Genomic DNA, 26077 nt, shown 5'->3' with positions numbered 1-26077 from the left:
GTTCTCCCATCGCCCCCTGCCGCGTCTTGGCTCTGGGGGCAGGACTCTTGACTTTCGGCGCAGTCAGGTCAGCGAGCTGCGGCGGTACTGGGCCGGTGGCCGGCCGACGCCGCTGCGGAAGAGTCGCGAGAAATGGGCCGGGTCGCCCAAGCCCCAGCGGGCACCGATGGCGGCAACCGGCACCTGCACCTGTGCCGGATCGGCCAGATCCTGCCGGCAGCGAGCGATCCGGCGGCGACGAATCTCGCCCGACACTGTCTCACCGCTGCCTTCGAAGACCTGGTGGAGGGCTCGCACGGACATGAAGTGCGCGGCGGCAATCGTCGACGGTGAGAGCTGCGGATCGGCCAGGTTCGCATCGATATAGGCGGTGATCTGCACCCACAGCCGCTGCCGCTCCCCCGGTACCTCCGCCTCGGCGAGTTCATCGGCCATGACGGTGGTGAGCAGATCCACGACGTTGCCGGCCAAGCGAATGCCGATCGATCGGCTCAGCGTCGGCAGCATGGCTCCCGCTTGCGTGATGATCTGCGTGGCAACGGCGCCGAGCTGATGATCGGCGCCGATCGAGGTGGCCGTGAGCTGACCTACGGTGTCAGTGGGCAGGTTCACCCGCGACTTTGGAAACATCATCACGTAGGAGGAGAAGTCGCAGTCGAAGCTCAGCGTGTACGGCCGCGAGGTGTCATAGATTGCGAGCGAGCCCGGCGCCAGGGACACTTCCCGCCCGTCCTGAATGAGCAGTCCGTGGCCCTTGAGCTGGAGGGAGACCTTGTAGTAGTTATTGGCCGCCGCGGCAGTGCCGTCGGCCAGCCCTGCCGTCTCGCGGGAGATGAGACTCGGTGTGCGCAGCACTGCGTGGGGGTTCGCACTGATGTGGGACATGACGACGGAATCGTAGTCGCGGGCGCTGATGGTCCCTTGGAAACCGCCTCGGCGCTGGGGTTCCGTGTCCAGCGGCACGAATGAGTCCGAGACGAGGGACTTCCACCCGTCGAAATCAGACGCTGTGCTCTCTAGTAACATCTTCGTCCTCTGCAGAAACGACCGATCGTCGACCTCTGCGTCGGCGATCACTTGGCGCTCACTCTATCCCCAACTGAGCAGGGAGTCACGAGCCGGTCTGGAATTACCGACCAATTGGTCACGAGTTCGGAACATTGACCGTCATGCGGTCGATGACATAGTCGAGTTGGGTGCGGAAGCCTGCGAAATCGGTGTTCTCGGCGCCGATCATCGCGGTCGTCTGCGCACCGAGCAGATAGGCCAGGAGGACATCGGTCGCAGGCTCAAGGACCACCTCGGCGGCCAATTCTCCGTCCGCGCGAGCCTGGTCGAGCCACTCCACGATCCACGCTCGCCACTGCGTCATGGTCTTGCGCGTAGTGCGGGCATGATCGGGACTCTGGGCCACCTCGGCGAAGAAGGACAGGACGATCCTGGCCTCGTCGTGGAGTTCGGGTGTGATCGGCAGGACCTCGGAGGCGAAGGCGCGCAGTGCGGCGATGCCGCGCAGGTGCGAGGTCGAGAACTCGACGCGGCGGTTCGTGGCCTCGAAGACGAAGAGGTAGGTGGCCGCGAGCAGGTCGGATTTGGAGGCGAAATACGACTTCATCGCACCGTTGGCGAATCCCGCCTCGGTGGCGATATCGCGCATCGTCGCTCCGGCCAGCCCCTGCCTGAGGATGATCCGCAGGGTCGCCACGACGAGGTCGCGCCGACGCTGGTCGTGATCGACGATCTTGGGCATGCTTCCTCCGGTGCAACACTCTTGACTTTAATTTCTACAAGTGTAGATTATTACGTGAGTCAGCACACATATACCACGTTGCAAAGGTGCACACATGTCCTGCCATTCCACTCCCGCTGAACCATCCTCCCGGACCGAACTCACCCCGTTCTCACTGCCGAGTCAGGACGAGATCGCGAGCGTGACCTCGGTGCTGCGCGAGGCCGGGCACTTCCCCGCCGAGGCGCGCATGGCCTACGTCGGCCTGCTCGATCCCGTGCGCGGTCAGAAGCGCACCACCGCCGAGGTGGACCGTCGTTTCCGTGCCCTCGTCATCGACAAGTCCGCCGGCACATCCCGCGACATCATCGTGTCCGCAACGCATGCCCGGGTCGACTCAGTCGCGGAGGTGGACTCGACGTCCGAGGGCGAGTTCCCGGTCATGGAAGAGGAGTTCGAGATCGTCGAGGAGGTCCTCGCCGCGGACCCGACGTGGCAGTCCATCCTCGCCCGACGTGGCCTGCCCGTCGAGCAGGTCCGTGTCGCTCCCCTGTCGGCCGGCGTCTTCGAATACCCGGAGGAATCGGGCCGACGAATCCTGCGTGGCCTCGCCTTCCTTCAGCCGAACGAGACCGATTCGGCCTGGGCACACCCGATCGACGGCCTCGTTGCGTATGTCGATGTGACCAATCGGAGCGTCGATCAGATCCTCGACCTCGAGGATGTTCCGGTGCCCACCGAGCACGGAAACTACACCGATCCCGAGCTCACCGGTCCGCTGCGCACCACGCAGAAGCCGATTGAGATCACGCAGCCGGAGGGCCCGAGCTTCACGCTGACCGAGGGCAACCACATCGAGTGGGAGAAATGGTCCTTCGACGTCGGCTTCGACATGCGCGAAGGTCTCATCCTGCACAACATCGCCTTCACCGACGGCGAGACCGCCCGCACGATCCTCGACCGGGCCGCGATCGCTGAGATGGTCGTGCCCTACGGCGATCCCTCACCGGTCCGGTCATGGCAGAACTACTTCGACACGGGCGAATACCTCGTCGGCCAGTGGGCGAACTCGCTCGAGTTGGGGTGTGACTGCCTGGGCGACATCACGTACCTGTCTCCGTGGGTGGTGAACAACCTCGGCGAGCCCCGGCAGATCAAGAACGGCATCTGCATGCACGAGGAGGACGCCTCGATCCTGGCCAAGCATTCGGACCTGTGGTCGGGTGTGGACTACACCAGGCGCAACCGTCGGTTCGTCATCTCCTTCTTCACCACTGTCGGCAACTACGACTACGGGTTCTACTGGTACCTCTACCTCGACGGCACAATCGAGTTCGAGGCCAAAGCCACCGGCGTCGTCTTCACATCGGCCCTGCCGAACGGATCAACGGACTTCGCCTCCGAAATCGCACCCGGCTTGGGCGCCCCGTTCCACCAACACCTCTTCGGGGCACGTCTCGACTTCGCTCTCGACGGCGGCAAGTGCCGGGTCGAAGAGGAGGACGTCGTGCGCCTGCCGACCTCGGAGACGAACCCGCGCGGCAATGCCTTCAGCCGCAAACGCACCGTACTCGGTACTGAACTGGCAGCTCAGCGGGATGCGGACCAGTCGAAGGCCCGGACCTGGGTGGTGACGAACCCGGAGTCGACCAACCGCCTCGGAGAACCCGTCGGGTACAAGCTCCATCCCACAGGCCTGCCGACGCTGCTCGCGGCCGAGGACTCCTCGATCCACCGGCGGGCGACGTTTGCGTCGAAGGCGCTGTGGGTCTCGCAGTACCACGAGGACGAACGCTACCCGACGGGTGATTTCCCGAATCAGCATCCCGGGCATTCGGGCCTGCCCGGATGGACCGCGGCGGATCGCAATGTCGACGGCGAGGACATCGTGCTGTGGCACAGCTTCGGCCTCACTCACTTCCCCCGGATCGAGGACTGGCCGATCATGCCCGTGGACACGGTCGGCTTCAAGCTGCGACCCGAAGGATTCTTCGACCGCTCCCCCGTTCTCGATGTTCCCGCGCCGGCCTCGGGCGGACACTGCGGTGACTCCGACGGCGACTGCTGCGAGGGGTGAGTGATGAGCGATCCTGAGCAGCCATGGGCGGAGACCACGGTGCTCAAGACCTATTTCGAGGGAAATCTGGTCTACGAAGCGTGAGCACCAGCCGGGCTGCGGCAGGAGTCCTGATACAACTGGGAGCAGACTGCAATCACCCAGCCTGATCAGGAGCACTGCGATGACGCCCCTTCCCTCTGACATGCACGGACCCGCGTTGTGCTCGCATCTCAGAGCCGATAGCTGATGCCGTCCGTGGGCAGGCTGGGCAGGAGAGGTGCGTTCTGGGCCTCCGCCTCGGTGCTGGCTCTGGTGCTGTGGTCGAGTGGGGCGCCGAGCGTCCTCTACCCGATCTACGCACAGAAGTGGGGGCTGAGCTCGGCGATCGTCACGCTGGTGTTCGCCTCCTACCAGCTTGCGCTGATCGTCGTCCTCCCCCTGTTCGGCAACCTCTCCGATCAGTTCGGCCGCCGTCTTGTGATGATCTGGGGAGTGGGACTGATCGCGGCGTCGGCCATCGCCTTCGCGATCGCCCCGAACGTCTCGTTCCTATTCCTGGGACGTGTGCTCCAGGGCGCCGGTTCAGGATTGGCGATGGGTGCCGCGACAGCGTCCTTGGTCGAGAACAACACGACGGGCAATGCCAGATTCGCCAGTTCTCTGGCGACTGTCTCCACCGCGGCCGGGCTCACCGTGGCACTCGTGCTCAGTGGAGTATTCGCCCGCTTCGCGCCCATGCCTCTGTTCTGGAGCTACATTCTCCTCCTGGCGCTGACCGTCTGTGCTGTGATCGCACTCGTCCTCACCCCGGACGATCGCCCCACCCTGACGCACAAGTGGCGGCCTCGAGCGATGCGCCTTCTCCCCGAACTGCGCCTGAGCTTCTCGCTGGCGACCCTGTCGGTGTCACTGGCCTACTGTGCAGGGGCGATTTTCCTCTCGCTGGGTGCACACACGATCGGACAGTTCGCAGGCACTTCGGACACAGCACTGGTGGGAGCGCTGCTGGGATGCTCATCGGCAACGATCGGACTCACCGGACTGTTCCTCGCCCGAGTTCGACCGCACGTTGCCCTGCTGGTCGGAACACTTCTGACACTCGTCGGCCTGGCGCTGATGGCCGCGGCGGCGGCATTCGGCTCGCTCGGCATGTTCTTTGCTTGGTGCCTCGTCGGCGGAGCCGCCTACTCATTTGCCTTCACGGGCGGCCTGGGCGTGATCAACCAGGCCGCGCCGGTGCGCCATCGTGGTTCGACTCTGTCCCTGCTCTACCTCATCGCCTATATTCTGCAGGCCGCCATCGCAATCGGCATGGGCGCACTCGCCACCGCCAGCACACTGGGAACAGCGGTCGGCGCCGCCGCAGCAGCACTGGCTGGGCTGAGCATTGTCGTCCTGGTGCTCAGCTATATCGATGCGCGGGCTCGACGCCGACCTTGAGTCTGAGCCTGACTCCGAGAATTCTGCGGGAATGCAGCCTCAGAGGCAGATTCAGAGTCAGCCTCAGAGCTGGCGGAAGAAGTCGTCGGTCGTCGCGTTGGGGTGCTTGGCCAGAGGCGTGACCTTGACGTTCATGTAGGCGAACATCGGGAAGCCCTGGAAGGTCGCGTGCAGGAAGTCGAGATCGTCGACATCGTAGATCGAGATATTGGAGTACTCGCCGACGATGCGCCAGATGCCCTTCATGATTCCCCGTTCCTGGAGATCGGCGGAATAGGCCTTCTCCTTGACCTGGAACTCGGCCTTGGTCTCATCGGTCATCGATTCTGGAAATACGACATCCATGCGTGCAACGAACAGCATTTCGCCTCCTGCTCCGTCTGTGTGAGTGTTTCGATGGCCACTATAGGGCCTTGCCGGTATGGACAGTTCGGCAGTCCATTATTGTGTCCGCCTGATTGACCCTCCACGCACCGGCAGTGTCCAAACTTGTCTGTTCGTGCAGAGTTCCGCTCTTCCCCTGTTGCCGCATGAACCCGCTCACTAGCCTGGCGTCATGAACGCCACCACCGCAGACAGCGCAGTCAGCCCGACCGACCTTCCCAACGAGCACTTCGACTATGTCGTCGTCGGTGCCGGATCTGCAGGGTGTGTGATCACCCGCAGGCTCATCGACGCAGGTAAGAAGGTCTGCCTCATCGAGGCTGGCGGGGACGAGACGAACCCGAACATCGATCACCTCAACACCCTGGGCCTGATCTGGCATTCGAAGCAGGACTGGGACTATTACACGACTCCGCAGCCGGCCGCGATGAACCGCAAGATCCACCTGCCTCGCGGCAAGGTCCTCGGCGGCTCGAACGCCCTCAACGCCGTGATCTGGGTCCGCGGAGACGCCTGGGACTACGAGCAGTGGGTCGAGTCCGGCTGCCCCGGCTGGTCCTGGGACGAAGTGCTGCCCGTGTTCAAGGCCATCGAGAACTATGACGGCGAGAGCACCGAGGCCCGCGGAACCGACGGCCCCATGGACGTGCGCATCGACTATCCACGCAACCCCATCCAGGAGGACATGGTCGCCGCCGGGCAGCAGACCGGCCTGGACTACAACCAGGACTACAACTCCGGCAGCGTCGAAGGCATCTCCCGGATCCAACTCAACGTCCGCGACGGCAAACGATTGAACACCTGGCGCGCCTATCTCAAGCCCCGCCTCGGCGATGGGAATCTCACGATCCTCACCTCGACGCATGCTCGTCGGCTTCTCATCGAGGACAAGACCGTCACCGGTCTTGAGGTGGACTTCCGCGGTCGCGTGGGCACGGTCACCGCAGACGAGGTTGTCCTCACCACGGGCGCGCTGGCCTCACCGGAACTGCTCCTGCGTTCGGGCATCGGACCTGCCGAGGAGCTGCGCGAGGTCGAAGTCGATCCCATCCACGACCTGCCGGGTGTAGGCAAGAACCTCCAGGATCACTGGCTCTCCCCCGTCATCTTCACCACCGGATCCGAGCCCGTGCCGATGGGTGAGGTGGCACCCGCCGAGGTGCATCTGTTCTGGAAATCGAACCCCGATCTTCCGGTGCCCGACACCCAGCCCCTGTTCTTCTCCGTGCCGATGTATGCCCAGGATTCCGCACCGAACGTGCAGACCGGACCCGACAACGGCTTCACTCTCCAGGGCGGAATCGTTCGCCCCGAGTCCCGTGGCGAGGTCACGCTCAGCGGCCCGAATCCGCAGGACCCGACCCTGGTCAACCCGAACGTACTGTCCGAACAGGCCGACGTCGACGCCCTCGTGGCCTCGGTGAAGCAGTGCCGGGAGATCGGTCGCGCCGATGCCCTGGCATCGTGGCAGCCCACGGAGATCTTCCCCGGCGCCGAGGTGGCCGATGAGGATCTCGAAGAATATGTCCGGGGATCTGTGGTGACCTACCACCACCAGGTCGGCACCTGCCGGATGGGACAGGACGACACCGCCGTCGTCGACCCGCAGTCGTTCAAGGTCCACGGACTGACCGGCCTGCGCATCGCCGACGCCTCGATCATGCCGCAGGTGCCCACGGGCAACACGAATGCGCCGACGATCATGATCGCCGAGCGCGCGGCAGCCGTGCTCGTCGGCTCCGCCGTCGAGGGGATCACCGCACCAGGGAAATGACGCCAGCCCACCACTGGGCCGCCTGCTGGTAGTCTTCGATCTCGTCGGCCGGACTGCGAACGAGAGGGGTGTGTCAGTGACCGAGAACACCGATTCACCTGCTGCCGCCCAGGAGCTGCTGGTCACCATCGGGGCCGGGCTGCTTGCGGGTGGGATCTCCTCCGTCGACGTCGAGGACGCCCTGACCGGCCTCGCCCGCACCATGGGCATCAGAAAACTCCGCGTCGCCGCCCTCCCCCGCGGCCTGTTCCTCACCTCCGGGTCCGGGGATTCGACGAAGTTCGAACGCATCGGCCCCGACCTGCGCTTCGACCAGACGGCGAAGCTGCTCGACATTGTCGACGCCCTGCGGGCCCGGCGACTCACGATCGAGGCCGCCAAACTAAAGATCGAATTCGAGGTTAACGCGGCACCGCCGCGCTGGCCCGGGTGGCTCTCCCACCTCGGCGCCGTACCCATCGGCATCGGGCTGTGTCTGCTGCTCGAGCCCGGCCTGGTCAACCTGGCCTTCGCGGCCTTCGGCTCACTCATCGTCGCCGGTGTCCTCGCCATCAACGGCCGGTGGCCCAATCTCAATCCGCTGCTGCCGGTGAGCTCGGCGTTCATCGTCTCCGTCATCGTGCTCATCGGCTACCGGCTCGACTGGCTCGAAAGCCCTCTGCGCACGATCGTCGCAACGCTTGCGCTGCTGCTTCCGGGCAGCGCCGTGGTCACCGGGCTGACGGAGATCTCCGCCGGAGCGCTCTCGGCCGGCAGTTCACGGCTCGTCTCGGCCTCGGTGCAGCTGGCGATGTTCATCGCCGGCGTCGCCGGTGCGGCCGCGATCACCGGCACCGGCGCCGAGGCGCTGCGGAACTCCCAGCTCGCCGACTCGGCCTGGCAGCTCTCTGCCCTCGGGGTCCTCTGCGCCACGATCGGATTGATGCTCTACCTCTACACCCCGCTCGAACACACGGTGCCGATCATCGTCACCATCGCGGCCGCCGCGACGGCGCAGCTGGGCATCGGCGCCGAGTTCGGGGCCGCAGTGGGCGGTCTCGCTGGAGCACTGGCCGCCTCGCTTGTGGCCGTCATCCTCTCCCGCCTGCCGCGCGGACCGATCTGGCGAATCAGCTACGTCCCCGCCTTCCTCATCGTCGCCCCCGGTTCATTCGGCCTGCTCAACGCCTCTCAGCTCGAGTTCGGTGACGGCAGCGGAGTCGCGGGCAGCATGCTTGCGGCGGGCGCAACGTTCTTCTCGATCGCCATCGGCACGGTCATCGGCGCAGCCGTCGCCCACACCGTCGAACCCAAGGACGAGATCGTCGCCTGAGACTCCTCACCGCCGAGTTGCGGTGAACGAAGCCTCATAGTCCTGCCGCTGATTCTTGCGCGCCAGCAGCTGGTTAGGCACCATCGCCCCGAAGAGTCGGTCGCGGATCGCCAGCGGCAGCAGATTGGCCACCTTGACGGCCGGGCCGATGAAACCGGGCACGGTGATCTCGAACCGGGGTCGGAGTGCGGATTTGACTACACTGCGGGCCACCTCGGCGGGGGTGAGCAGCTTCGCCGCACCACTCGAGGTCCCTGCCGCCAGTGCCGTATCGACGACCCCGGGCATGATCGAGGTGATCCGCACGCCCTTGCCGCGCAGTTCCGCGCGAATGGCTTTGAGGTAGCCGAGCACGCCGTGCTTCGTGGCCGCATAGGTCGCCTCCCCCGGGGTGGGCAGAATGGAACCCGCCGAGGCCACGGTGATGAGGTGGCCCCCACCACGAGCGACCATGGCCGGTGCTGCGGCTTTGATCCCATTGATCACGCCGAGCAGGTTGACCTCGATCTGTGCCCGGGCCACTGCGTTCGATTCCTCGGCGAAGGGACCGACCCACATGATCCCTGCGTTGCTGACGAAGATGTCGATGGGCCCGAGCTCGTGGGTGACCTCGGTGAGGAACGCGTTGAGGCATTCCGGGTCTGAGACGTCGAGCCGGTGGGCACTCACACCCAATTGCGCGGCTGTCTCCTGGGCTGCGTCGAGGTCGATGTCGCCGATGGCCACCTTTGCCCCGGCGGCTGTGAATTCGGCGGCGATCTCCCGACCGATACCTTTGGCACCGCCGGTGATGGCCACAACCTGTCCGTTCAGGGAACGCTTCTCACTCATGCCGCCACCTTTCCTTTGCGAGGGGCGCGTTGCTGCCCCGTTCGCGTCTCACGATCAAGTTCCCGCAGATAGTGGTCGAAGTCGACCTGCATCGTATGCCGGGGCGAATCGTAGAACTGTCGCTTGTTGCGGCGATCGTCCTCATGCATCCGCCGCACCATCTCCTGCCGGTCCGGCAGCACGTATTCCCCGGTGAGCGACTTGACGGCCAGCCTGGACTGGGCTTCGGCCAGCGGCATCACGGCCCCGACGGGCTGCAGGAGACCGATGAAGAACAGGCCCGGCCGGTCGGGATGGACCATGCGTTTGAACAGCGGCAGATCGTTGCCCTCGGCAGAGATCAGGTCCGGATCGAAGAACGGAAATTTCACCCGGTAGCCGGTGGCCCAGACGATGAGATCTGCCGGAGCCTGGCTCCCGTCGGTGAACACCACCCGGTCCCCGTCGAGTCGTTCGATGCCCGGTTTCACCGTGATCGCACCGGCGCCGAGGCGGTCCCTGATGGCATCCGACTGCACCGGATGCGATTGGCCGGGTGTGTGGGGCGGAGTGGGCAGACCGTATCGGCGCAGTCCCCCGGAGAGCAGTGCGGCGATGCGCAGTCGTGCCGATGTCACCCACCACGGAGCCCAGCCGGGCAGGGCAATCTGGTCGGCGGCGAGACCGAACAGAGTCTTCTTCAGCACCCATTGGCCCCGACGGATCGAGAGGTTGACGGAGCGCGCCCGATGAGAGCCCTCGACGGCGATGTCCATCGCGGAGTTGCCGGCGCCGACGACAACAACATTGCGGCCCTCGAGCTGGTCTCCGCTGCGGTAGTCGTGGGCGTGGATCTGCTCTCCGTCGAACTGGCCCGGGTAGCCGGGGTCGGGCCAACGGGTATCCCAGTGGTGGCCGTTGGCGACCATCACGGCATCGTAATGGCGGGTCTCCGTCACTGCTGACTGGCGCCCGGCGTGGTCGTGGGACGAGCCGGTGGTGGAACGGATGTCGACATCCCAACCGCCGCGCTCACCTCGGCGGACGTGGGTCACTTCGGTGTTGAAGGTGATCGTGTGGCCGAAGCCGAAGTGGTCGACGTAGTCCCGGAAGTAGGCATAGACCTGATCGTGGCTGGCGTAGTGCGGGTATTCCGCGGGCATCGGGAAGTCTGAGAAGGCCATGCGCGGGCAGGAGGTGTTGATCTGCAGGGTCTCGTAGCAGGCGCTGACGCCGTTGGGGTTGTCAAAGAGCCAGTTGCCGCCGAATTCGCTGCCCTTCTCGAAGCAGTCTAAGGGCACACCTGCGGTGTAGAGGGCCTTGGCGGCGGCGAGGCCCGAGGCTCCGGCGCCGATGACGCAGACCCGCGGCAGTGCGGGGTCTGGTCGGATCTCCTCGGTGATCGCTGGGGCTCGATGTTTCTGTCTGGCGTTGTAAGGCATGTCACAATACTGCCATTGAAAATCAGAATTTTCACTATACTGGGGGAATGAATATTCCTGCTCCCGACAATTCCGCCGACACCGACTCGGCGGGATTGTGGCGTGGGACGTCCCGGACAGACCGCGACGGGGCCCGACGCGACAGGCTCCTCGCCGCAGCCCTCGAACTGTATGGAACACGCGGCTTTCGCGCGACGTCGATCCAGGCACTGTGCCAGGAGTCAGGGGTCTCGAGCCGCTCCTTCTACGACCTCTTCCCCGCCCGCAGATCAGACGCCGGGCAGGAGTCGCTGACGGCACAGGAATCGCTGCTCGAAGAGCTCTACATCATCCTCAACGAGGAGATCGGGCAAGCCCTGACGACGCTGACGATTCCGGCCGGGACCAGCCTCCTCGAGGCCACCATCCACATCGTCTCCACCGCCCTGATGCCGATGCTCAGCGACGAGCGCAAGGCCCGCGTCCTCGAGGTCGAGGCCGTCGGAGTCAGTGAGTCCCTCGAAGCCAGACGCAGAGCGACGATGCGCATGCTCGCCGCCGCGGTCGATTCGGCATTCGAAAGCGTGCTGTCCGTCTTCACCCTGCCCGGCTCGACGTCCTCGCTGCGACCAGACGACGGCGGCCTGACCAGTCTCATCATCGTCGGCGGGATCACCGAGGCCCTGGTCCAACGCGTACACACCCCGGTTGCTCAGCGCTCGTCGACTGATGACTTCCTCACCGGCATCGCCAAGGTGGCCATGCGCGCCCATGGGGTGTCCCCCAGCGCTGGCGCATGACACGATTGGCCTGTCAGCGATCTGGAAACGCATCGTCGCGCAGGAGAGACAATGGCTGTCGGTAAGTCGTGGGCGGGACGGGGCACAGGAGCCGCTGTCCTGGCCATCGTCGTGGCACAGTGGTTCGGCACGTCTCTGTGGTTCAGCCCCAGTGGTGCCGTCGACGGCCTCTCTGCCTGGCTCGGTTCGACACCGGCACAGTTCGGTTGGCTGATTGCGGCAACTCAGATCGGCTTCATCGCCGGAACGCTGCTGAGCGCGGCGACCGGGATTGCCGACCGCTTCCCGCCCGAACGCATCTTCATCGTCTCCAGCCTCGTCGGTGCTGCACTGAATTTCGTGTGGACGCTCGGCCCTTCGGACCTCGTTCTCGTCTGGATCTCCCGCTTCGCCGTCGGAATGAGCCTCGCAGGCATCTATCCGATGGGGATGAAGATGATCGTCAAGCGGGCCCAGGCGAAATCCGCGCAGGCTCTGGCCTGGCTCGTGGCCATGCTCACCCTGGGCACCGCGATGCCGCAGTTCCTGTCGGCAGTCGGCGCAGCCCTCCCCTGGCAGTCGATCATCTGGGGTTCATCTGCTCTGGCCGTCCTGGGAGCCGGACTCATCGCAGCGATCTCTCATCGCGGGACAGCGACCTCCGGCCGCGAGAAGAAGCCGGCGGACGCGACTGCGCCGCCACGTCCCGAGTCGACACGTCCCGCGTCGCCAGCTGTCGCCGAGGGCCCGGCCCTGCGCCGACTGTTCAGCGACCGGATGTTTCGCGCCGCCGTCTTCGGATACGTGGGCCATATGTGGGAGCTCTACGCCTTCTGGGCAGTCGCGCCCACACTTGTCATTGCGGCCCTGTCTCACCCAGGCAGCCCCACCGCCCTGGCGACGACGAGCTTCCTCGTCATCGCCTCCGGCGTCCTCGGATGCGTGGCCGGTGGAATCATCAGTCGCCGAACCGGCAGTGCCAAGGTCGCCGCAACAGCACTCGCCGGGTCCGGACTGATGTGTCTGATCTACCCGCTGCTGCCCGAAGTCGGCCCGCTCCTCATCGCGGCCCTGGCACTCTGGGGCCTCCTCGTCATCGCCGACTCTCCGCAGTTCTCGGAACTCGCCGCCCGCCATGCTCCCGCAGAACTGACGGGAACGGGGCTGACGGCGATGAATTCCCTCGGTTTCGCCGTCAGCGTCATCAGCATCGTCATTCTGCAGAGCCTCATCGCAACGATCGGAGTGAGCGCCGTATGGCTGCTGCTGCCGGGGCCGGTCCTCGGTCTGATCGCGATGCGGCCGCTGCTGATCAGGCGAAGGGCGCCGAGGACCGATCCAGACGAGTGACCTCGTCCTCGCTGAGAGTCAGCTCCGGGGCAGCCATCAGGTCATCGAGCTGTTCAGGAGTACGGGCAGATACGATCGGAGCGGTCATCCCCTTGGCCAGCAGCCAGGCGAGCGCCACAGTCGCCGGTGCCACGTCGTGGGCTTCGGCGATAGTGACCATCTCGTCGACGACAGTGAGCCCATCGGCGTTGAAGTAGCCCTGCACCATGCCGCCGCGGCTGGCACCCTCGAGATCGGTCTCGGTGCGGTACTTACCGGTGAGGAATCCTGCGGCAAGGCTGAAGTAGGTGAAGACGCCGAGGTTGTGCTCGCGTGCCAGCGGAGCCAGTTCCGTCTCGTAGTCACGACGGAAGACGAGGCTGTACTGGGGCTGAATCGCCACCGGCTTGGCCAGATTCTCTGCCTCTGCCACGGCTAGCCACTCGGCCAGACGGTCCTTCGAATAGTTGGACACGGCGATGTGTTTGGCCTTACCAGCACGCACGATCTCATCGAAGACCCGGGCCACCTCGGCGATGGGGGTCACCTCATCATCACGGTGGGCGTAGTAGAGGTCGACGTGGTCGGTCTGGAGGCGCTGCAGGGAAGCGTCGATGGCGGTGCGGATATAAGCAGGATCCTGCGTCTGGTGCTCGGGGTGGTCGCCGACCTTCGTGGCGATGACGACCTTGTCGCGGTTGCCTCGGGCAGCGAGCCAGGTGCCGATGATGGTCTCTGACTCCCGGCCGGTGTTGCCGGGCACCCACGCCGGGTAGGACTCGGCGGTGTCGAGGAAGTTGCCGCCGGCGGCGACGAACGCATCGAGGACGGCATGGGATGTGGCCTCGTCGGCGGTCCAGCCGAAGGTGTTGGTGCCCAGGTTGATGGGGAAGATGCTCAGGTCTGTGCCCGGGATCTGAATCTGCTGCGTCATGATGCTCCTGTGTCCTCGAGGTGTCGGTGGGCAATTCACGCGCTGTACCGCGCGTTCTCACTCACCTCGTGCAACGACGGCCCCGGGCGCATAAATTCCCTTGTCCGCACACTCGGTCAAGCACGGAACTGGCTATTTGAGGAGCCGGTCCATGCGGCGATCGCTGAGCTTCCTTCCGCCGGTCTGACAGCCGGGGCAGTACTGCAGCGACTTATCGGAGTAGGAGACCTCTGCGATGGTCGAACCGCACACCGGGCAGGTCTTCCCTGTGCGTCCATGAACGCGGAATCCGCGCTTCTTCGCCGCCTTGACCTTCGCCGGCGGCAGATCGATGAGAGCCTCGCGGGCGTGGCCGAGGACCTCGCGGATCGTGTCGAGAAGGCTCGGCGCATCGACGCCGTTGGCCGTGGCGAAGGGCGAGAGCTGGGCGGTGTGGAGGATCTCGTCGGAGTAGGCATTGCCGATGCCTGAGATGAGCGACTGGTCTTCGAGCACGGTCTTGATCCGTGCAGTCGATCCGGCCAGCGTCGCTGTGAACTCAGCGGCGTCGATGGACAGCGCATCGGGTCCCGCGTTCGCGATGGCCGGCACCTCGCTGCGATCGGCCACGAGGGAGGCCGCGGCGTTCTTCTTCGTGCCCGCTTCGCTGATGTCGAACCCAGCACCGGAAGCCAGGTGGAGGCGCAGAGCCAAGGGACCTTTGCCCATCCTCACCGGGCCCGTGGGCACCAATTCATGCCAGACCAGCCACCCGGCGCGGGCGAAGCGGCACACCAGCTCGAGCCCGTCGAAGGCGACGATGAGGGACTTGCCGACCCTGGAGACTCCGGTGATCTCGAGACCGTTGAGGGCCTCGAGCGGCGGATCTGCGGTCTTGAGGATGCTGAGTTCACCGATGTCGGTTCGGGTGACGAAATCACCGACGATGCGTGGGCGCAGAAATGTCACCAGTGCGTCGACCTCGGGCAGTTCCGGCATAGGACCAGTATGCGCTTCTTGGCACCGGCGGCACACTACTCTTGTCGGGCCGCAGTCCGAGGGCTAACGTGGACAGACCACGTGAGTGCGTGCACTGCCACCACCGCAAGGAGGTTGACGATGGCTGAAAATGTCGCCCAGAAGCTCATCAGTTCCCATCTGGAATCCGGGACGATGACGCCTGGAAACGAGATCGGGGTCCGTATCGATCAGACGCTGACACAGGATGCAACGGGAACTCTTGTCGCTCTCGAGCTCGAAGCCCTGGGGCTGGACCGGATCCGCACGGACACCTCTGTGCAGTACGTCGATCACAACCTGCTCCAGACCGATGAGAAGAACCCGGAGGACCACATGTTCCTCCGCTCTGCCGCGCAGCGCTTCGGCCTCTGGTTCTCCCCTGCCGGCAACGGCGTCTCCCACCCCGTGCACCAGTCACGGTTCGGCAAACCGGGTGCCACTCTCATCGGCTCCGACTCCCATACCTGCGCCGCCGGTGCCTTGGGGATGCTCGCCATCGGCGTCGGCGGGCTCGAAGTCGCCATGGCCATGGCCGGCGATCCTCTCTATATCGCGGCACCGCAGGTCATGGGCGTCGAACTCACCGGCGAGCTTCCGCCCTGGGTCTCGGCCAAGGACGTGATCTTGGAGATGCTGCGCCGCCATGGAGTCAAGGGCGGGGCCGGCAAGATCATCGAATACCACGGCGAGGGGCTGCGGGGTCTGAGTGCCATGGACCGCCATGTCATCGCCAATATGGGTGCCGAACTCGGTGCCACCGCAACCGTCTTTCCTGCCGATGACGCGGTCAGGGAGTTCCTCGAAGCCAGCGATCGAGGTGAGGACTTCACCCGCATCGTCGCCGATGAGGGCGCCGAATACGATCTCACCGACTCGATCGACCTCTCAGCGCTCGAACCCCTCATCGCAGCACCGTCCTCGCCGGGCAATGTCCGTCCCGTGCGCGAGTGCACCGATGAGGAGGTCTTCCAGGTCGTCATCGGCTCCTCGGCGAATCCGGGACTGCGTGACTTCGCCGTCGTCTCCCAGATCCTCGAGGGCCGCCAAGTCCACGGGCAGGTGTCCCTCGATGTCAACCCGACCTCGCGGGAGATCCTCGCCGATCTCATCGCCGGCGGCTGGTTGACCTCGCTCGTCGGATCCGGTGCGCGCATCCACCAGTCCGGCTGCATGGGCTGCATCGGCATGGGCCAGGCCCCGGCTGTGGGTCGCAACAGTCTGCGGACCATGCCCCGGAACTTCCCCGGACGCTCCGGCACCGACGAGGACGCGGTCTGGCTGTGCTCGCCGGAGACAGCGGCGGCTGCGGCTCTGACCGGGCGCATCACCGACCCCCGGGACCTCGACATGGACTACCCACAGGTGCGGCTGCCGGAGAAATTCTCCGCCAACAGGTCCATGCTGGTGCCGCCGCTTCCCGTCGAGGAGGCCCGCGAGGTCGAACTGGTCAAGGGTTCGAACATCTCCTCGCTGCCGGACTTCGAACCACTGCCCGAGGACATCGACCTCGAGATCCTGCTCAAAGTCGGCGACAACGTCTCCACCGACGAGATCATGCCCGCCGGCTCCCGTGTTCTGCCCTATCGCAGCAACATTCCCAAGATCTCCGAGTTCGTCTACATCCAGGTCGACGACACCTATGCCACGCGTGCCGCGGCGCACGATGGCGGTCATGCCATCGTCGGCGGTGAGAACTACGGTCAGGGATCCTCGCGTGAACATGCCGTGATCGCCCCGCGCTACCTGGGTCTGCGCATCGTCATCGCCAAGTCTCTGGCCCGTATCCACTGGCAGAACCTCGCGAACTTCGGTGTCCTGGCACTCGAGTTCGCGACCGAGGACGACTACGAGACCCTGTCCCAGGGCGATGTCCTTGAGTTCCGTGGCCTGCGCGATCAGCTCGGTGCCGGTGAGACGATCAGCGCCGAGGCGGGTGGACGGTCGTTCGAATTCCGCCATACGCTCTCACCCCGGCAGATCGACATGGTCCTCGCCGGTGGCCGCATCGCCCAACGTGCCCAACAGGAGGCAGAGCGGAAGAGCTGAGCTCGCCTCGAGGCTGCCCGTGGTCAGGGTTCGGCGAGGAAGCCGCGCAGCAGTGCGGCCGTGCCGTCGAGATGCTCGGCCATGGCGGTGCGGGCCGCGTCCGCGTCGCCGGCGAGGATCGCATTGTGGATCCGCTGATGCTGCTCGTGGGAATGGACCAGGTTGGGTTCGATCATCGGAATCCGCTCAAGCAGTTTGTTCGCCCGGGTCCGGGTCTCAACCATGGAGCGCACCAGGCTCGGCGACCCCGTGACCTGCGCCCAGGTCAGATGCAGCTGGGAGTCCAGGCGCCGGTATTCGGCCAGACTCGACTGCCGGCTCGTGTCCATCGCCGCAGCCAGCTGACCCCGCTGGGGGGCGGTGAGATCCTGCCCAGCGGCCACCTCGGCGACGCCCATCTCGATGACACGACGCCAGGTCAGGGTGTCCTCGACCTCCATTGCGGAGAATTCGGCACCGATGTTCGCACCGGCGTCGGAGGCGGAGGCAGGAGCCCAGCCGCCTGCGGGAGTGCTGGAGACGAACGTTCCGCCGCCGCGACCTCGGCGAACACTGACCCAGCCGGCGGTCTGGAGTTCCGAGATCGCCTCACGCAGGGTCGCGCGGGAGACCCGCAGCTGCTCGGCGAGTTCGCGTTCGGGTGGGAAGCGCTGACCCGGCGGGATGATCCCGAGGCGGATGATCTGGAGCAGACACTCGATCGTCTCTTCGAAGATGTTGCCCGAGCGGGCAGGAGCGATGGCACGCAGCGCCGTCACCTGGCTGCCGGAGGCCTGCGCTTCATCTGCCTGAGTCACTCGCGTTCCCGTCGTCTCATGTCAATGCTGCATCACTCGACATCATGCTATCCCTGCTCACAGCGGGGTCGTGTAGGCGTTGGTCAGCCCTCCGTCGACGGTGAACGACTGGGCGGTGACGAATGAGGCATCGTCGCTGGCCAGGAAGGCCACGGCCGAAGCCATCTCGGACGCCTCGGCGAAGCGACCCATCGGCACATGCACCAGACGCCTGGCCGCCATCTCCGGGTCCTTGGCGAAGAGTTCGCGCAGCAGCTCGGTGTTCACCGGTCCCGGGCACAGCGCGTTGACGCGGATGCCTTCCTTCGCGAATTCCACGCCGAGTTCCCGTGACATGGCCAGCACCCCGCCCTTCGACGCGGTGTAGGAGATCTGAGAGGTCGCCGAGCCCATGAGCGCGACGAACGAGGCCGTGTTGATGATCGAGCCACGGCCCTGTTTGCGCATGTGTTTGAGCGCTGCCTTCGAGCACAGGTAGACCGAGGTGAGGTTGATGTCCTGGACCTTGCGCCACACGTCGAGGCTGGTCTCCGTGATCGAGGCATCCGACGGTGGGGAGACTCCCGCATTGTTGAAGGCGACGTCCACGCTGCCGTAGGTGTCGAAGGCCGTCTGGAACAGGTTCTCCACCTGGTCCGCGTCGGTGACGTCGGTGGACACGAAGAGGCCCCCGACCGCCTCGGCGGCGGCTGTCCCTGAGTCTGCGTTGGTGTCGGCGATGACGATGTTCGCGCCTTCAGAGGCGAGGCGCTTCGCGGTGGCCAGGCCGATGCCGCTGGCGCCCCCGGTGACGACGGCGGTGCGTCCCGGGAGGCGCCGGCAGATGATCTGGCTGTCGCCGCCTGCTGTGTCGTTCATGGTGTGTCCTTTGCCTGGTGGTGGTGTTCGTGGGGAGGTTGAGACGGCTCAGTCGGTGGCGATGAAGAGGTTCTTCGTCTCCGTGAATGAGTCCATCGCGTGGGGGCCGAGTTCACGGCCGATGCCGGAGCGTTTGAACCCGCCGAACGGGGTCGAGTAGCGCACCGCGGAATGGGAGTTCAGTGACAGGGCTCCGGAGTCGACGCCCCGGGCGACCCGCAGTCCGCGGCCGACATCGCGGGTCCAGATCGAGCCCGAGAGGCCGTAGGGCGAATCGTTGGCCATGGTGATCGCCTCGGCTTCGTCACGAAAGCGTTGGACGGTCACGACGGGTCCGAACACCTCCTCGGTGACGATGCGATCATTCGGTGACTTCGGAAGCACGACCGTCGGCGCCATCCAGTAGCCGGCTCCGCTGGGGGCGCTGCCGGTGAAGGCGATGTCGACGCCGTCGAGGAAGCCGGCCACGCTCTCGTGGTGGCCGGCGGAAATGAGTGGACCCATCTCTGCCTCTTCGCGGCTGGGGTCGGTGACGACGACTCCGGAGACTGCGGGTTCGAGGAGTTCCATGAAGCGGTCGAAGACGGAGTCGTGGACGAGGATGCGCGAGCGCGCGCAGCAGTCCTGGCCGGCGTTGTCGAAGACTCCGTAGGGTGCGGTGGCTGCGGCGAGTTCGAGGTCGGCGTCGTCGAAGACGATGTTCGCGGACTTGCCGCCGAGTTCCAGTGTCGTGCGCTTCATCGTCTTGGCCGCGTCGGCCATGATCTTCTCGCCCACCGCGCTCGATCCGGTGAACACGATCTTCGCGACCCTGGAATCGTCGGTGAACGTCTGTCCGACGACCGAGCCCTTGCCGGGGATGACCTGGAAGACTCCGTCGGGGATTCCGGCCTGCAGGGCCAGTTCGCCGAGGCGGATCGCCGTCAGCGGGGTCAGCTCGGCGGGTTTGAGGACCACGGTGTTGCCCGCGGCGAGTGCCGGTGAGAACCCCCAGCCGGCGATCGGCATCGGGAAGTTCCATGGCACGATGATGCCAACGACTCCGAGTGGTTCGTTGAAGGTGACATTGACGCCCCCGGCCACTGGTATCTGATCGCCGAGGTGGCGTTCTACTCCCCCAGCGAAGTAGTTGAGGACGTCGCGGACGTTGCCGGCCTCGCCCCGGGCGTTGCCGATGGTGTGTCCGGCCTCGGCGACTTCGAGTGCCGCGAGGTTGTCGATATCGGCGTCGACAGCGCGGGCGAAGGCGCGCAGCAGTTCGGCTCGCTCGGCTGGTGCCGTGGTCCGCCACCGGGTGAAGGCGTAGGCGGCCCGGCCGATCGCATCCTTCGTCGCCTCGGCGCTGTGCGATTCGACCGAGGTGATGAGCTCCTCGGTCGCGGGGTTGATCACTTCGGTCATCGGTGGGCCTCCGCCTTCGTCTGTGGTGGTGTGGCGTTCAGTGGTGGTGCGGGTTTCGTCTTCTGTGCGCGTCGTGCCGCGGCCTCGACGAGTCCGGTGAACAGGCGCAGATCTTCGAGTGTCTCTTCAGGGTGCCACTGCACCGCGAGCATCGACCCGTCCGGGGTTTCCAGTGCTTCGATGCACCCGTCGGCGGCGTGTGCGCTGACGATCAGTCCATCGCCGAGGCGGTCGATGGCCTGGTGATGATGGCACCTGACTGTGGCACCGGTTCCGATCAGGCCGGCTACGGCGGTGTCGGGCGCAGTCGTCACGGCCACCTCGGCGAATTCGTCCTTCTTCTCTGCCTCGTGAGCGCCGAAGTCCGCAAGGTCGGGCACGTGCTGGTGCAAGGTTCCGCCGTGGACGGTGTTGACGATCTGGGCGCCGCGGCAGATCGCGAACACCGGCACCTTCGCGGTGCGGGCGTGACGGTACAGGGTGATCTCGAAGGAATCGCGACGCACATTGGGCGCCTGGGTGCGGGCATGGGCCTGAGCATCGTAGAGGGCGGGGTCGACGTCATCGCCTCCGGTGAGGATGATGCCGTCGAGTTCGGCCACCTCGGCAAGCGTCCACGGATCTTCCGGTGGCAGGAGGACGACGCGGCCACCGGCCCTGGTCACGGCGGTGACGTAGACGCTGGGCAGGAACGCCGCGTCCCTGTCCCAGACTCCGAATTGGCCGCGGCCGTAGTAGGTGGGCAGGCCGATGAGTGGGCGGTGGGGCCCCGGGTCAGCGGCTGGGTTCTGATCAGAGTCGTTCGAAGCCACGCCGGACCTCCCAATCGGTGACCGCTGCGTCGAAGGCCGCCATCTCCACTTTGCCGGCGTGGGTGTAGTGGTCCACGACCTCGTCGCCGAAGGCGCTGCGGGCGATGTCGGAGGATCCGAAGGCGGCCACGGAGTCGTGGAGGCGACGCGGAATGCTCCGCACGTCCTGTGTGTAGGCATTGCCCTCGAGGGCCTCGGGCAGTTCGAGTTTGTTCTCGATTCCGTGGATTCCGGCCGCGATGAGAGCCGCAGTCGCGATGTAGGGGTTGGCGTCGGCACCGGGGACGCGCTGTTCGAAGCGCAGTGCCGGGCCGTGGCCGACGATGCGCACGGCACAGGTGCGGTTGTCCCATCCCCAGCCGACGGCGGTGGGGGCGAAGGAGCCGTCGGCGAAGCGTTTGTAGGAGTTGATGTTCGGAGCGTAGAGGTAGGTGAAGTCGTGCTGAGTGGCGACGACGCCGGCAACGAAGTGCTTCATCGTCTCGGACATCTCGGTGCCATGGCCTGCAGGAAAGACCGGTGTTCCGTTGGTGTCGCTGAGGCTCATGTGGATGTGGCAGGAGCTGCCTTCGCGGTCGTTGGGCTTGGCCATGAAGGTCACCGACTTACCCTCCTGGTCCGCGATCTCCTTGGCGCCGAGTTTGTAGACGACGTGGTTGTCGCACGTGGTGAGCATGTCGGTGTAGCGGAAGCCGACCTCGAGCTGACCGAGGTTGCATTCGCCCTTCGCGCTTTCGGTGTAGAGGCCAGCGCCGTCCATCTCATTGCGCAGGCGTCGCAGGTAGCCTTCGACCTGGCCGGTGCCGAAGAGCGAGTAGTCGATGTTGTAGGTGCTGGCGGCTTCGAGGTTCCGGTAGTCGTTGCCCATCGCCTCGCGGTAGCCGGTGTTGTAGAGGGCGAATTCGAGTTCTGTGGCGCCGATGGGTGCGTAGCCGAGCGTCGAGAGGCGCTCCAGCTGAGCCTTGAGCACCTGTCGTGGTGAGACGCTCAGCGGTGATCCGTCGAGGAAGGCCAGGTCGCATTGGACCATCACGGTCGCCGGGTGCCAGGGGATGCGGCGCAGGGTCGAGTAGTCGGGGACGAACTTGAGGTCGCCGTAGCCGCGTTCCCAGGAGGTGAGTTCGTAGCCGTCGACGGTGTTCATCTCCACGTCGGCGGCCATGAGGTAGTTGCAGCCTTCGGTGCCGTTGTCCATCACCTCGTCGATGAAGAACCGTCCGGTGATCCTTTTGCCCTGGAGCCTGCCCTGCATGTCTGTGGCGGCGACGAGCACGGTATCGACGCGGCCGGCGGCGATCTCTGCCTGCAGCTGTTCTAAGGTCAGGTCTGATGAAGTCACGCTCATGGTTCCTCTTTTCGGTAGCACGCCCAGGTGACGCGTGCGCATCTTTGCGACGCTCTGCATTCCTGCGGTGATCACGCTTCGCTGCAGTGGTGGCTTGGGAAGACTCTCACATTTAAGGTATGCCACCGAACCATTGATACGCAATAGTCCCGGATAAATTGAGGACAGTTCTGTTTTTAGGTCTGCGCAAATACCTATTGACAAACCATTTCCGCGGTGAGAAGCTCAACGACAGAACAGAGTTGTGAACTGCGTCACGCACTAATTTCGTGACTTCCGCATGCGCCGGTTTCGGGGCCTGCGCCGACGGCGGGCCTGATCCCGACGATGCCGATCGGTCAGCGACGACCACTTCGGAACCGCGGACCGAGCCCTCTGGAAACAATCATTTCGAGAAGAACGGTGTTCTCCATGAGCAATGAAGCCGCACCACCCAATGACCCGACACCAGGTCCAGCCCTCAGCGCCGATGAGGCCAGTCTTGCCGAGCTCGGGTACAAACAGGAACTCAAGCGCGGGATGTCGGGCTTCGGCAATTTCGCCGTCTCCTTCTCCATCATCTCGATCCTCGCCGGCTGCATCACTTCCTACAGCATCGCACTGGGGTCGGGCGGACCGGCTGCGATCACGATCGGCTGGCCCTTGGTCGGCGTCTTCGTCCTCTGCGTGGCGCTGGCCATGGCCGAGGTCTGCTCGAAGTACCCAACGGCCGGTGGGCTCTATTTCTGGGCCGGTCGCTTAGCCAAACGCAACAAACGGCATTGGGCCTGGTACGTCGGATGGTTCAACTTCCTCGGCGAGGTGGCCGTCACTGCGGCCATCGACTACGGCGCGGCCACGACCATGATGGCCTTCGCGGCACTGACCTTCGGTGTCGTGCCCACAGCACTCAACACCTTCATCCTCTTCCTCGTCATCATCACTCTGCACGGTCTGCTCAACACCTTCGGGGTCAACCTGGTCAACCTGCTCTCGGGCGTCTCTGCCTGGTGGCATATCGTCGGTGTGCTCATCATCGTCGCGGCCCTGTGGATCATGCCGACGAAGCACCAGTCGTTCAGCTGGACCATGACGGCCTGGCACAACGAAACCGGGTTCACGTTCATGCCCTTCGTCTTCCTCATGGGCCTGCTGATGGCCCAATACACATACACCGGCTATGACGCTTCGGCCCACGTGGCCGAGGAGACGAAGAACGCCTCGACCGCAGCGCCTAAGGGCATCGTCATGAGCGTGCTGATCTCGATCATCGGCGGGTGGATCCTGCTGTATTCGATCACTGCCGCCATCCAAGACGGTTCCGAGGCAGGGCTGACCGCGCTCAACGCCACCGCCACGGGACTGCCGCCTGCGCAGGTGTTCCTCGATGCTCTGAACAATCCGACGATGGCGAAGTTCCTGCTCTTCATCGTCTGCGGCGCCCAGTTCTTCTGCGGCATGGCATCGGTGACGGCGAACTCGCGGATGAGCTACGCGTTCTCCCGCGATGACGCGATTCCCGGGTCCAAGTACTGGAAGAAGGTCAACCCACGCACCGGAACTCCCACGAACTCGATCTGGCTGTGCATCGTGCTGTCCTCGGTGCTGACGGTGCCTGCGCTGTTCAATGAGACCGCCTACTTGGCGGTGACGAGCGTGGCGGTGATCGGGCTCTACATCGCCTATGTTGCACCTGTGCTGCTGCGCAGACTCAAAGGCGACTCGTTCAAGCCGGGTCCGTGGAACTTAGGCCGCTGGAGCGCGGTCATCGGGTGGGTCGCAGTCGTCTGGGTGATCCTGATCTGCATCCTGTTCGTCCTGCCGCCCACGCTGCCGATCACCATCTCGACGTTCAACTACTCCCCCATCGCGGTCCTCGCGGTGCTCATCATCAGCGTTGTGCTCTGGTACGCCAGGGGCAAGAAGCACTTCATGCAGCACCTCGACAAGGAGCAGCTGGCCATCGACGAGAAGAAGCTGCTCGACGAGATCGACGACTGAGCTCGCGGGGTCAACACCCCGCCCGCACTGTGCCCACAATGTCAGCAACCCTCCGGGCGCTGAGCAACCTTAAGCGGGGTTGCTCAGCGCCCGGAGGGTTGCTGAGTTGTCAAAGAAGGGCGGGCAACGGCATCAGTGCTGGGCTGATGCCGCTGCCGCCAGCCAGATCACGTGGTTTCGCGACTCACGCGGTCTCGCGACTCACTTAGTCTCGGACTTGTACTTGTCCTCGATGGCGCGGCCGACCTCTTCATCGATGTTGCGCCAGTACTGGAAGACGTTGGAGAGCACGGGCTCTTCCACGCCGTCCTTGAGTGCACCGACGACGGTTTCGATGAGACCCTGACGCTCCTCTTCGGAGTAGACCTCGCGGATCAGTGTGTGTGCCTGACTGAAGTCGTCGTCTTCTGCGTGCAGAGTGGCGGCACTGCGGACCAGCTCACCATCGGATTCCCACCGCGCTTCGACCTGAGTCTCCTCGGCTTGGTACGGACGGCCGTAGGAGTTCGGCGCATAGTTCGGAGCATCACCTGAATGGTGGTACTCCATCTGACCTTCCTTGTCATAGGAATTGGTCTTCGTGATGGGAGCGTTGACCGGCAGCTGGTTGAAGTTGGTGCCGATGCGATTGCGCTGCGCGTCCGGGTAGGAGAAGACACGGCCCATGAGCATCTTGTCGGGCGAGATTCCGGTGCCCGGCACGGTGTTCGAGGGGCTGAATGCGGCCTGCTCGATCTGGGCGAAGTGGTTCGACGGGTTCTTGTTGAGCGTGAACTTGCCGATCTCCATGAGCGGGTAGTCCTTCTTCGACCAGGTCTTGGTGAGGTCGAAGGGGTTGAAGCGGTAGGTCTTGGCCTCTTCGTAGGGCATGATCTGGACGCTGACGGTCCAGGATGGGTAGTCGCCGCGCTCGATCGCATCGAACAGGTCGCGGCGATGGATGTCCGCGTCCTCACCGGCGAGCTTGCCGGCTTCTTCGTTGCTCATGTTCTCCACGCCCTGATCGGTGTGGAAGTGGTACTGAACCCAGAACCGTTCTCCGGCTTGATTGGCCCACATGTAGGTGTGGGAGGAGTAGCCGTTCATGTTCCGCCAGGTCTTGGGCAGACCACGCGGTCCCATCAGGTAGGTGACCTGGTGTGCCGATTCAGGCGAGAGCGACCAGAAGTCCCACTGCATGTTGTTGCTGCGCAGTCCCGAATCGGGTGTGCGCTTCTGGGAGTGGATGAAGTCGGGGAACTTCATGGGATCGCGGACGAAGAACACGGGGGTGTTGTTGCCCACCATGTCGAAGTTGCCGTCTTCGGTGTAGAACTTGAGTGCGAATCCGCGCACGTCGCGCCAGGAGTCGGGTGAGCCGAGCTCACCGGCGACGGTGGAGAATCGTGCGAGCATCGGGGTCTTCTTGCCCTTCTGCAGGAACTTCGCCCGAGTGTACTTGGAGACGTCTGCGGTGATCTCGAGTTCGCCGAAGGCGCCGGAGCCCTTGGCGTGGGGGCTGCGCTCGGGAACGCGTTCGCGGTCGAACCGTGCCAGCTTCTCGACGAGTGCAACGTCGTGGAGGAGGAGAGGGCCATCAGCTCCGACGCTCAGCGAATGCGCGTCGGACTCTCGAGGGGCACCCGATTCGGTCGTCGAGGGCTTCGTGCCGTCGAATCCTGGATGTTCATGATCAGCGTGTTTAGTCATTGCTTCTCCTTCAACCGATTGAGCGACGGGGAGTCATTCTTCCCGGTCCACTTCATCCATCATAGGACGAACATCGCTCGCCTGTATGCGATGAAGCGAAGGCCGATCACGGCTCCCCTGATATCGAGTTCCTGGCAGCGTGCAGAAGACTGGCGCAACCGACTTTCACGCTATCCAGG

21 protein-coding genes are annotated in these 26077 nt (G+C 64.7%); 8 read left to right on the top strand and 13 right to left on the bottom strand.

Annotated features, from left to right (window positions below; translation table 11 throughout):
• Nucleotides 1–63: 63 nt before the first annotated feature.
• Entirely contained in the window at nt 64–1026 is a 963-nt protein-coding gene (locus tag CXR25_RS03410; protein ID WP_226823771.1) for an AraC-like ligand-binding domain-containing protein, read from the bottom strand.
• Nucleotides 1027–1144: 118 nt separating this feature from the next.
• Nucleotides 1145–1750 carry a TetR/AcrR family transcriptional regulator gene (locus CXR25_RS03405; RefSeq protein WP_125240422.1) on the bottom strand — a complete coding sequence of 202 codons (606 nt, stop codon included), beginning with the start codon at nt 1748–1750 and terminating at the stop codon, nt 1145–1147.
• 94 nt (nt 1751–1844) lie between these two features.
• On the opposite strand from CXR25_RS03405, the gene CXR25_RS03400 reads away from it, so the two are divergent.
• Both CXR25_RS03400 and CXR25_RS03395 read left to right on the top strand, forming a co-directional pair.
• Nucleotides 1845–3806, top strand: a complete 1962-nt coding sequence (locus CXR25_RS03400) for a primary-amine oxidase (RefSeq protein ID WP_096160359.1) — start codon at nt 1845–1847, stop codon at nt 3804–3806.
• 228 nt (nt 3807–4034) lie between these two features.
• The gene (locus CXR25_RS03395; protein ID WP_114319535.1) at nt 4035–5228 is read left to right on the top strand and encodes an MFS transporter; all 1194 of its coding nucleotides are present in this window, start codon (nt 4035–4037) and stop codon (nt 5226–5228) included.
• 63 nt (nt 5229–5291) lie between these two features.
• Here the strand turns inward: CXR25_RS03395 and CXR25_RS03390 are convergent, their stop codons facing one another.
• The gene (locus CXR25_RS03390; protein ID WP_009881572.1) at nt 5292–5591 is read right to left on the bottom strand and encodes a muconolactone Delta-isomerase; all 300 of its coding nucleotides are present in this window, start codon (nt 5589–5591) and stop codon (nt 5292–5294) included.
• Between the two features lie 193 nt (nt 5592–5784).
• Between CXR25_RS03390 and CXR25_RS03385 the strand changes: the two genes are divergently transcribed.
• Together CXR25_RS03385 and CXR25_RS03380 are read left to right on the top strand one after the other, a co-directional pair.
• On the top strand, nt 5785–7386 hold the full coding sequence (locus tag CXR25_RS03385) for a GMC family oxidoreductase (protein WP_101598453.1): 1602 nt from the start codon (nt 5785–5787) through the stop codon (nt 7384–7386).
• Nucleotides 7387–7462: 76 nt separating this feature from the next.
• The gene (locus CXR25_RS03380; protein WP_164513937.1) at nt 7463–8698 is read left to right on the top strand and encodes a threonine/serine exporter family protein; all 1236 of its coding nucleotides are present in this window, start codon (nt 7463–7465) and stop codon (nt 8696–8698) included.
• Between the two features lie 6 nt (nt 8699–8704).
• Here the strand turns inward: CXR25_RS03380 and CXR25_RS03375 are convergent, their stop codons facing one another.
• Both CXR25_RS03375 and CXR25_RS03370 read right to left on the bottom strand, forming a co-directional pair.
• The gene (locus CXR25_RS03375) at nt 8705–9529 is read right to left on the bottom strand and encodes an SDR family oxidoreductase (protein WP_125187760.1); all 825 of its coding nucleotides are present in this window, start codon (nt 9527–9529) and stop codon (nt 8705–8707) included.
• Nucleotides 9526–10950 (bottom strand): flavin-containing monooxygenase, encoded by a 1425-nt coding sequence (locus tag CXR25_RS03370; protein WP_125240421.1) that lies wholly within the window; start codon nt 10948–10950, stop codon nt 9526–9528. Before CXR25_RS03370 ends, CXR25_RS03375 begins: the two co-directional genes overlap by 4 nt.
• 47 nt (nt 10951–10997) lie before the next feature.
• Between CXR25_RS03370 and CXR25_RS03365 the strand changes: the two genes are divergently transcribed.
• Complete coding sequence (locus CXR25_RS03365) at nt 10998–11729, top strand: TetR/AcrR family transcriptional regulator (protein ID WP_009881567.1); 732 nt, start codon at nt 10998–11000, stop codon at nt 11727–11729.
• Nucleotides 11730–11780: 51 nt separating this feature from the next.
• Entirely contained in the window at nt 11781–13058 is a 1278-nt protein-coding gene (locus CXR25_RS03360) for an MFS transporter (protein ID WP_125240420.1), read from the top strand.
• Here the strand turns inward: CXR25_RS03360 and CXR25_RS03355 are convergent.
• Both CXR25_RS03355 and CXR25_RS03350 read right to left on the bottom strand, forming a co-directional pair.
• Nucleotides 13021–13971, bottom strand: coding sequence for an aldo/keto reductase (locus CXR25_RS03355; protein ID WP_069599517.1), 951 nt, complete (start codon nt 13969–13971; stop codon nt 13021–13023). The two genes, CXR25_RS03360 and CXR25_RS03355, sit on opposite strands and share 38 nt — an antisense overlap.
• A gap of 132 nt (nt 13972–14103) precedes the next feature.
• Nucleotides 14104–14949 (bottom strand): DNA-formamidopyrimidine glycosylase family protein, encoded by an 846-nt coding sequence (locus tag CXR25_RS03350; protein ID WP_069599516.1) that lies wholly within the window; start codon nt 14947–14949, stop codon nt 14104–14106.
• A 120-nt stretch (nt 14950–15069) separates the two neighbouring features.
• Between CXR25_RS03350 and CXR25_RS03345 the strand changes: the two genes are divergently transcribed.
• Nucleotides 15070–17016, top strand: a complete 1947-nt coding sequence (locus CXR25_RS03345) for an aconitate hydratase (RefSeq protein WP_096146512.1) — start codon at nt 15070–15072, stop codon at nt 17014–17016.
• Between the two features lie 23 nt (nt 17017–17039).
• Here the strand turns inward: CXR25_RS03345 and CXR25_RS03340 are convergent, their stop codons facing one another.
• Genes CXR25_RS03340 through CXR25_RS18915 form a run of 5 tightly spaced genes read right to left on the bottom strand, consistent with a single transcriptional unit; the run spans nt 17040 to nt 22229 of the window.
• Nucleotides 17040–17813 (bottom strand): FadR/GntR family transcriptional regulator, encoded by a 774-nt coding sequence (locus CXR25_RS03340; protein WP_096162261.1) that lies wholly within the window; start codon nt 17811–17813, stop codon nt 17040–17042.
• A 57-nt stretch (nt 17814–17870) separates the two neighbouring features.
• Complete coding sequence (locus tag CXR25_RS03335; protein WP_125187758.1) at nt 17871–18671, bottom strand: 3-oxoacyl-ACP reductase; 801 nt, start codon at nt 18669–18671, stop codon at nt 17871–17873.
• 48 nt (nt 18672–18719) lie between these two features.
• A complete protein-coding gene (locus tag CXR25_RS03330) occupies nt 18720–20072 on the bottom strand; it encodes an aldehyde dehydrogenase family protein (protein WP_101557058.1) in 1353 nt (450 codons plus the stop codon).
• Nucleotides 20069–20884 (bottom strand): gamma-glutamyl-gamma-aminobutyrate hydrolase family protein, encoded by an 816-nt coding sequence (locus CXR25_RS03325; protein ID WP_125240419.1) that lies wholly within the window; start codon nt 20882–20884, stop codon nt 20069–20071. Before CXR25_RS03325 ends, CXR25_RS03330 begins: the two co-directional genes overlap by 4 nt.
• Entirely contained in the window at nt 20865–22229 is a 1365-nt protein-coding gene (locus CXR25_RS18915) for a glutamine synthetase family protein (protein ID WP_096162264.1), read from the bottom strand. Before CXR25_RS18915 ends, CXR25_RS03325 begins: the two co-directional genes overlap by 20 nt.
• 411 nt (nt 22230–22640) lie before the next feature.
• Between CXR25_RS18915 and CXR25_RS03315 the strand changes: the two genes are divergently transcribed.
• On the top strand, nt 22641–24209 hold the full coding sequence (locus CXR25_RS03315) for an amino acid permease (RefSeq protein WP_096146507.1): 1569 nt from the start codon (nt 22641–22643) through the stop codon (nt 24207–24209).
• A gap of 201 nt (nt 24210–24410) precedes the next feature.
• On the opposite strand, the gene CXR25_RS03310 is transcribed toward CXR25_RS03315, so the two are convergent.
• Nucleotides 24411–25898, bottom strand: coding sequence for a catalase (locus CXR25_RS03310; RefSeq protein WP_101557060.1), 1488 nt, complete (start codon nt 25896–25898; stop codon nt 24411–24413).
• Nucleotides 25899–26077 lie beyond the last annotated feature (179 nt).

The organism is Brevibacterium aurantiacum (assembly GCF_003932995.1).
In the GTDB taxonomy this organism is placed as follows: domain Bacteria; phylum Actinomycetota; class Actinomycetes; order Actinomycetales; family Brevibacteriaceae; genus Brevibacterium; species Brevibacterium aurantiacum.
Note: the sequence above shows the minus strand (reverse complement) of the source record. Positions and strands in the feature narration are given on the sequence as shown.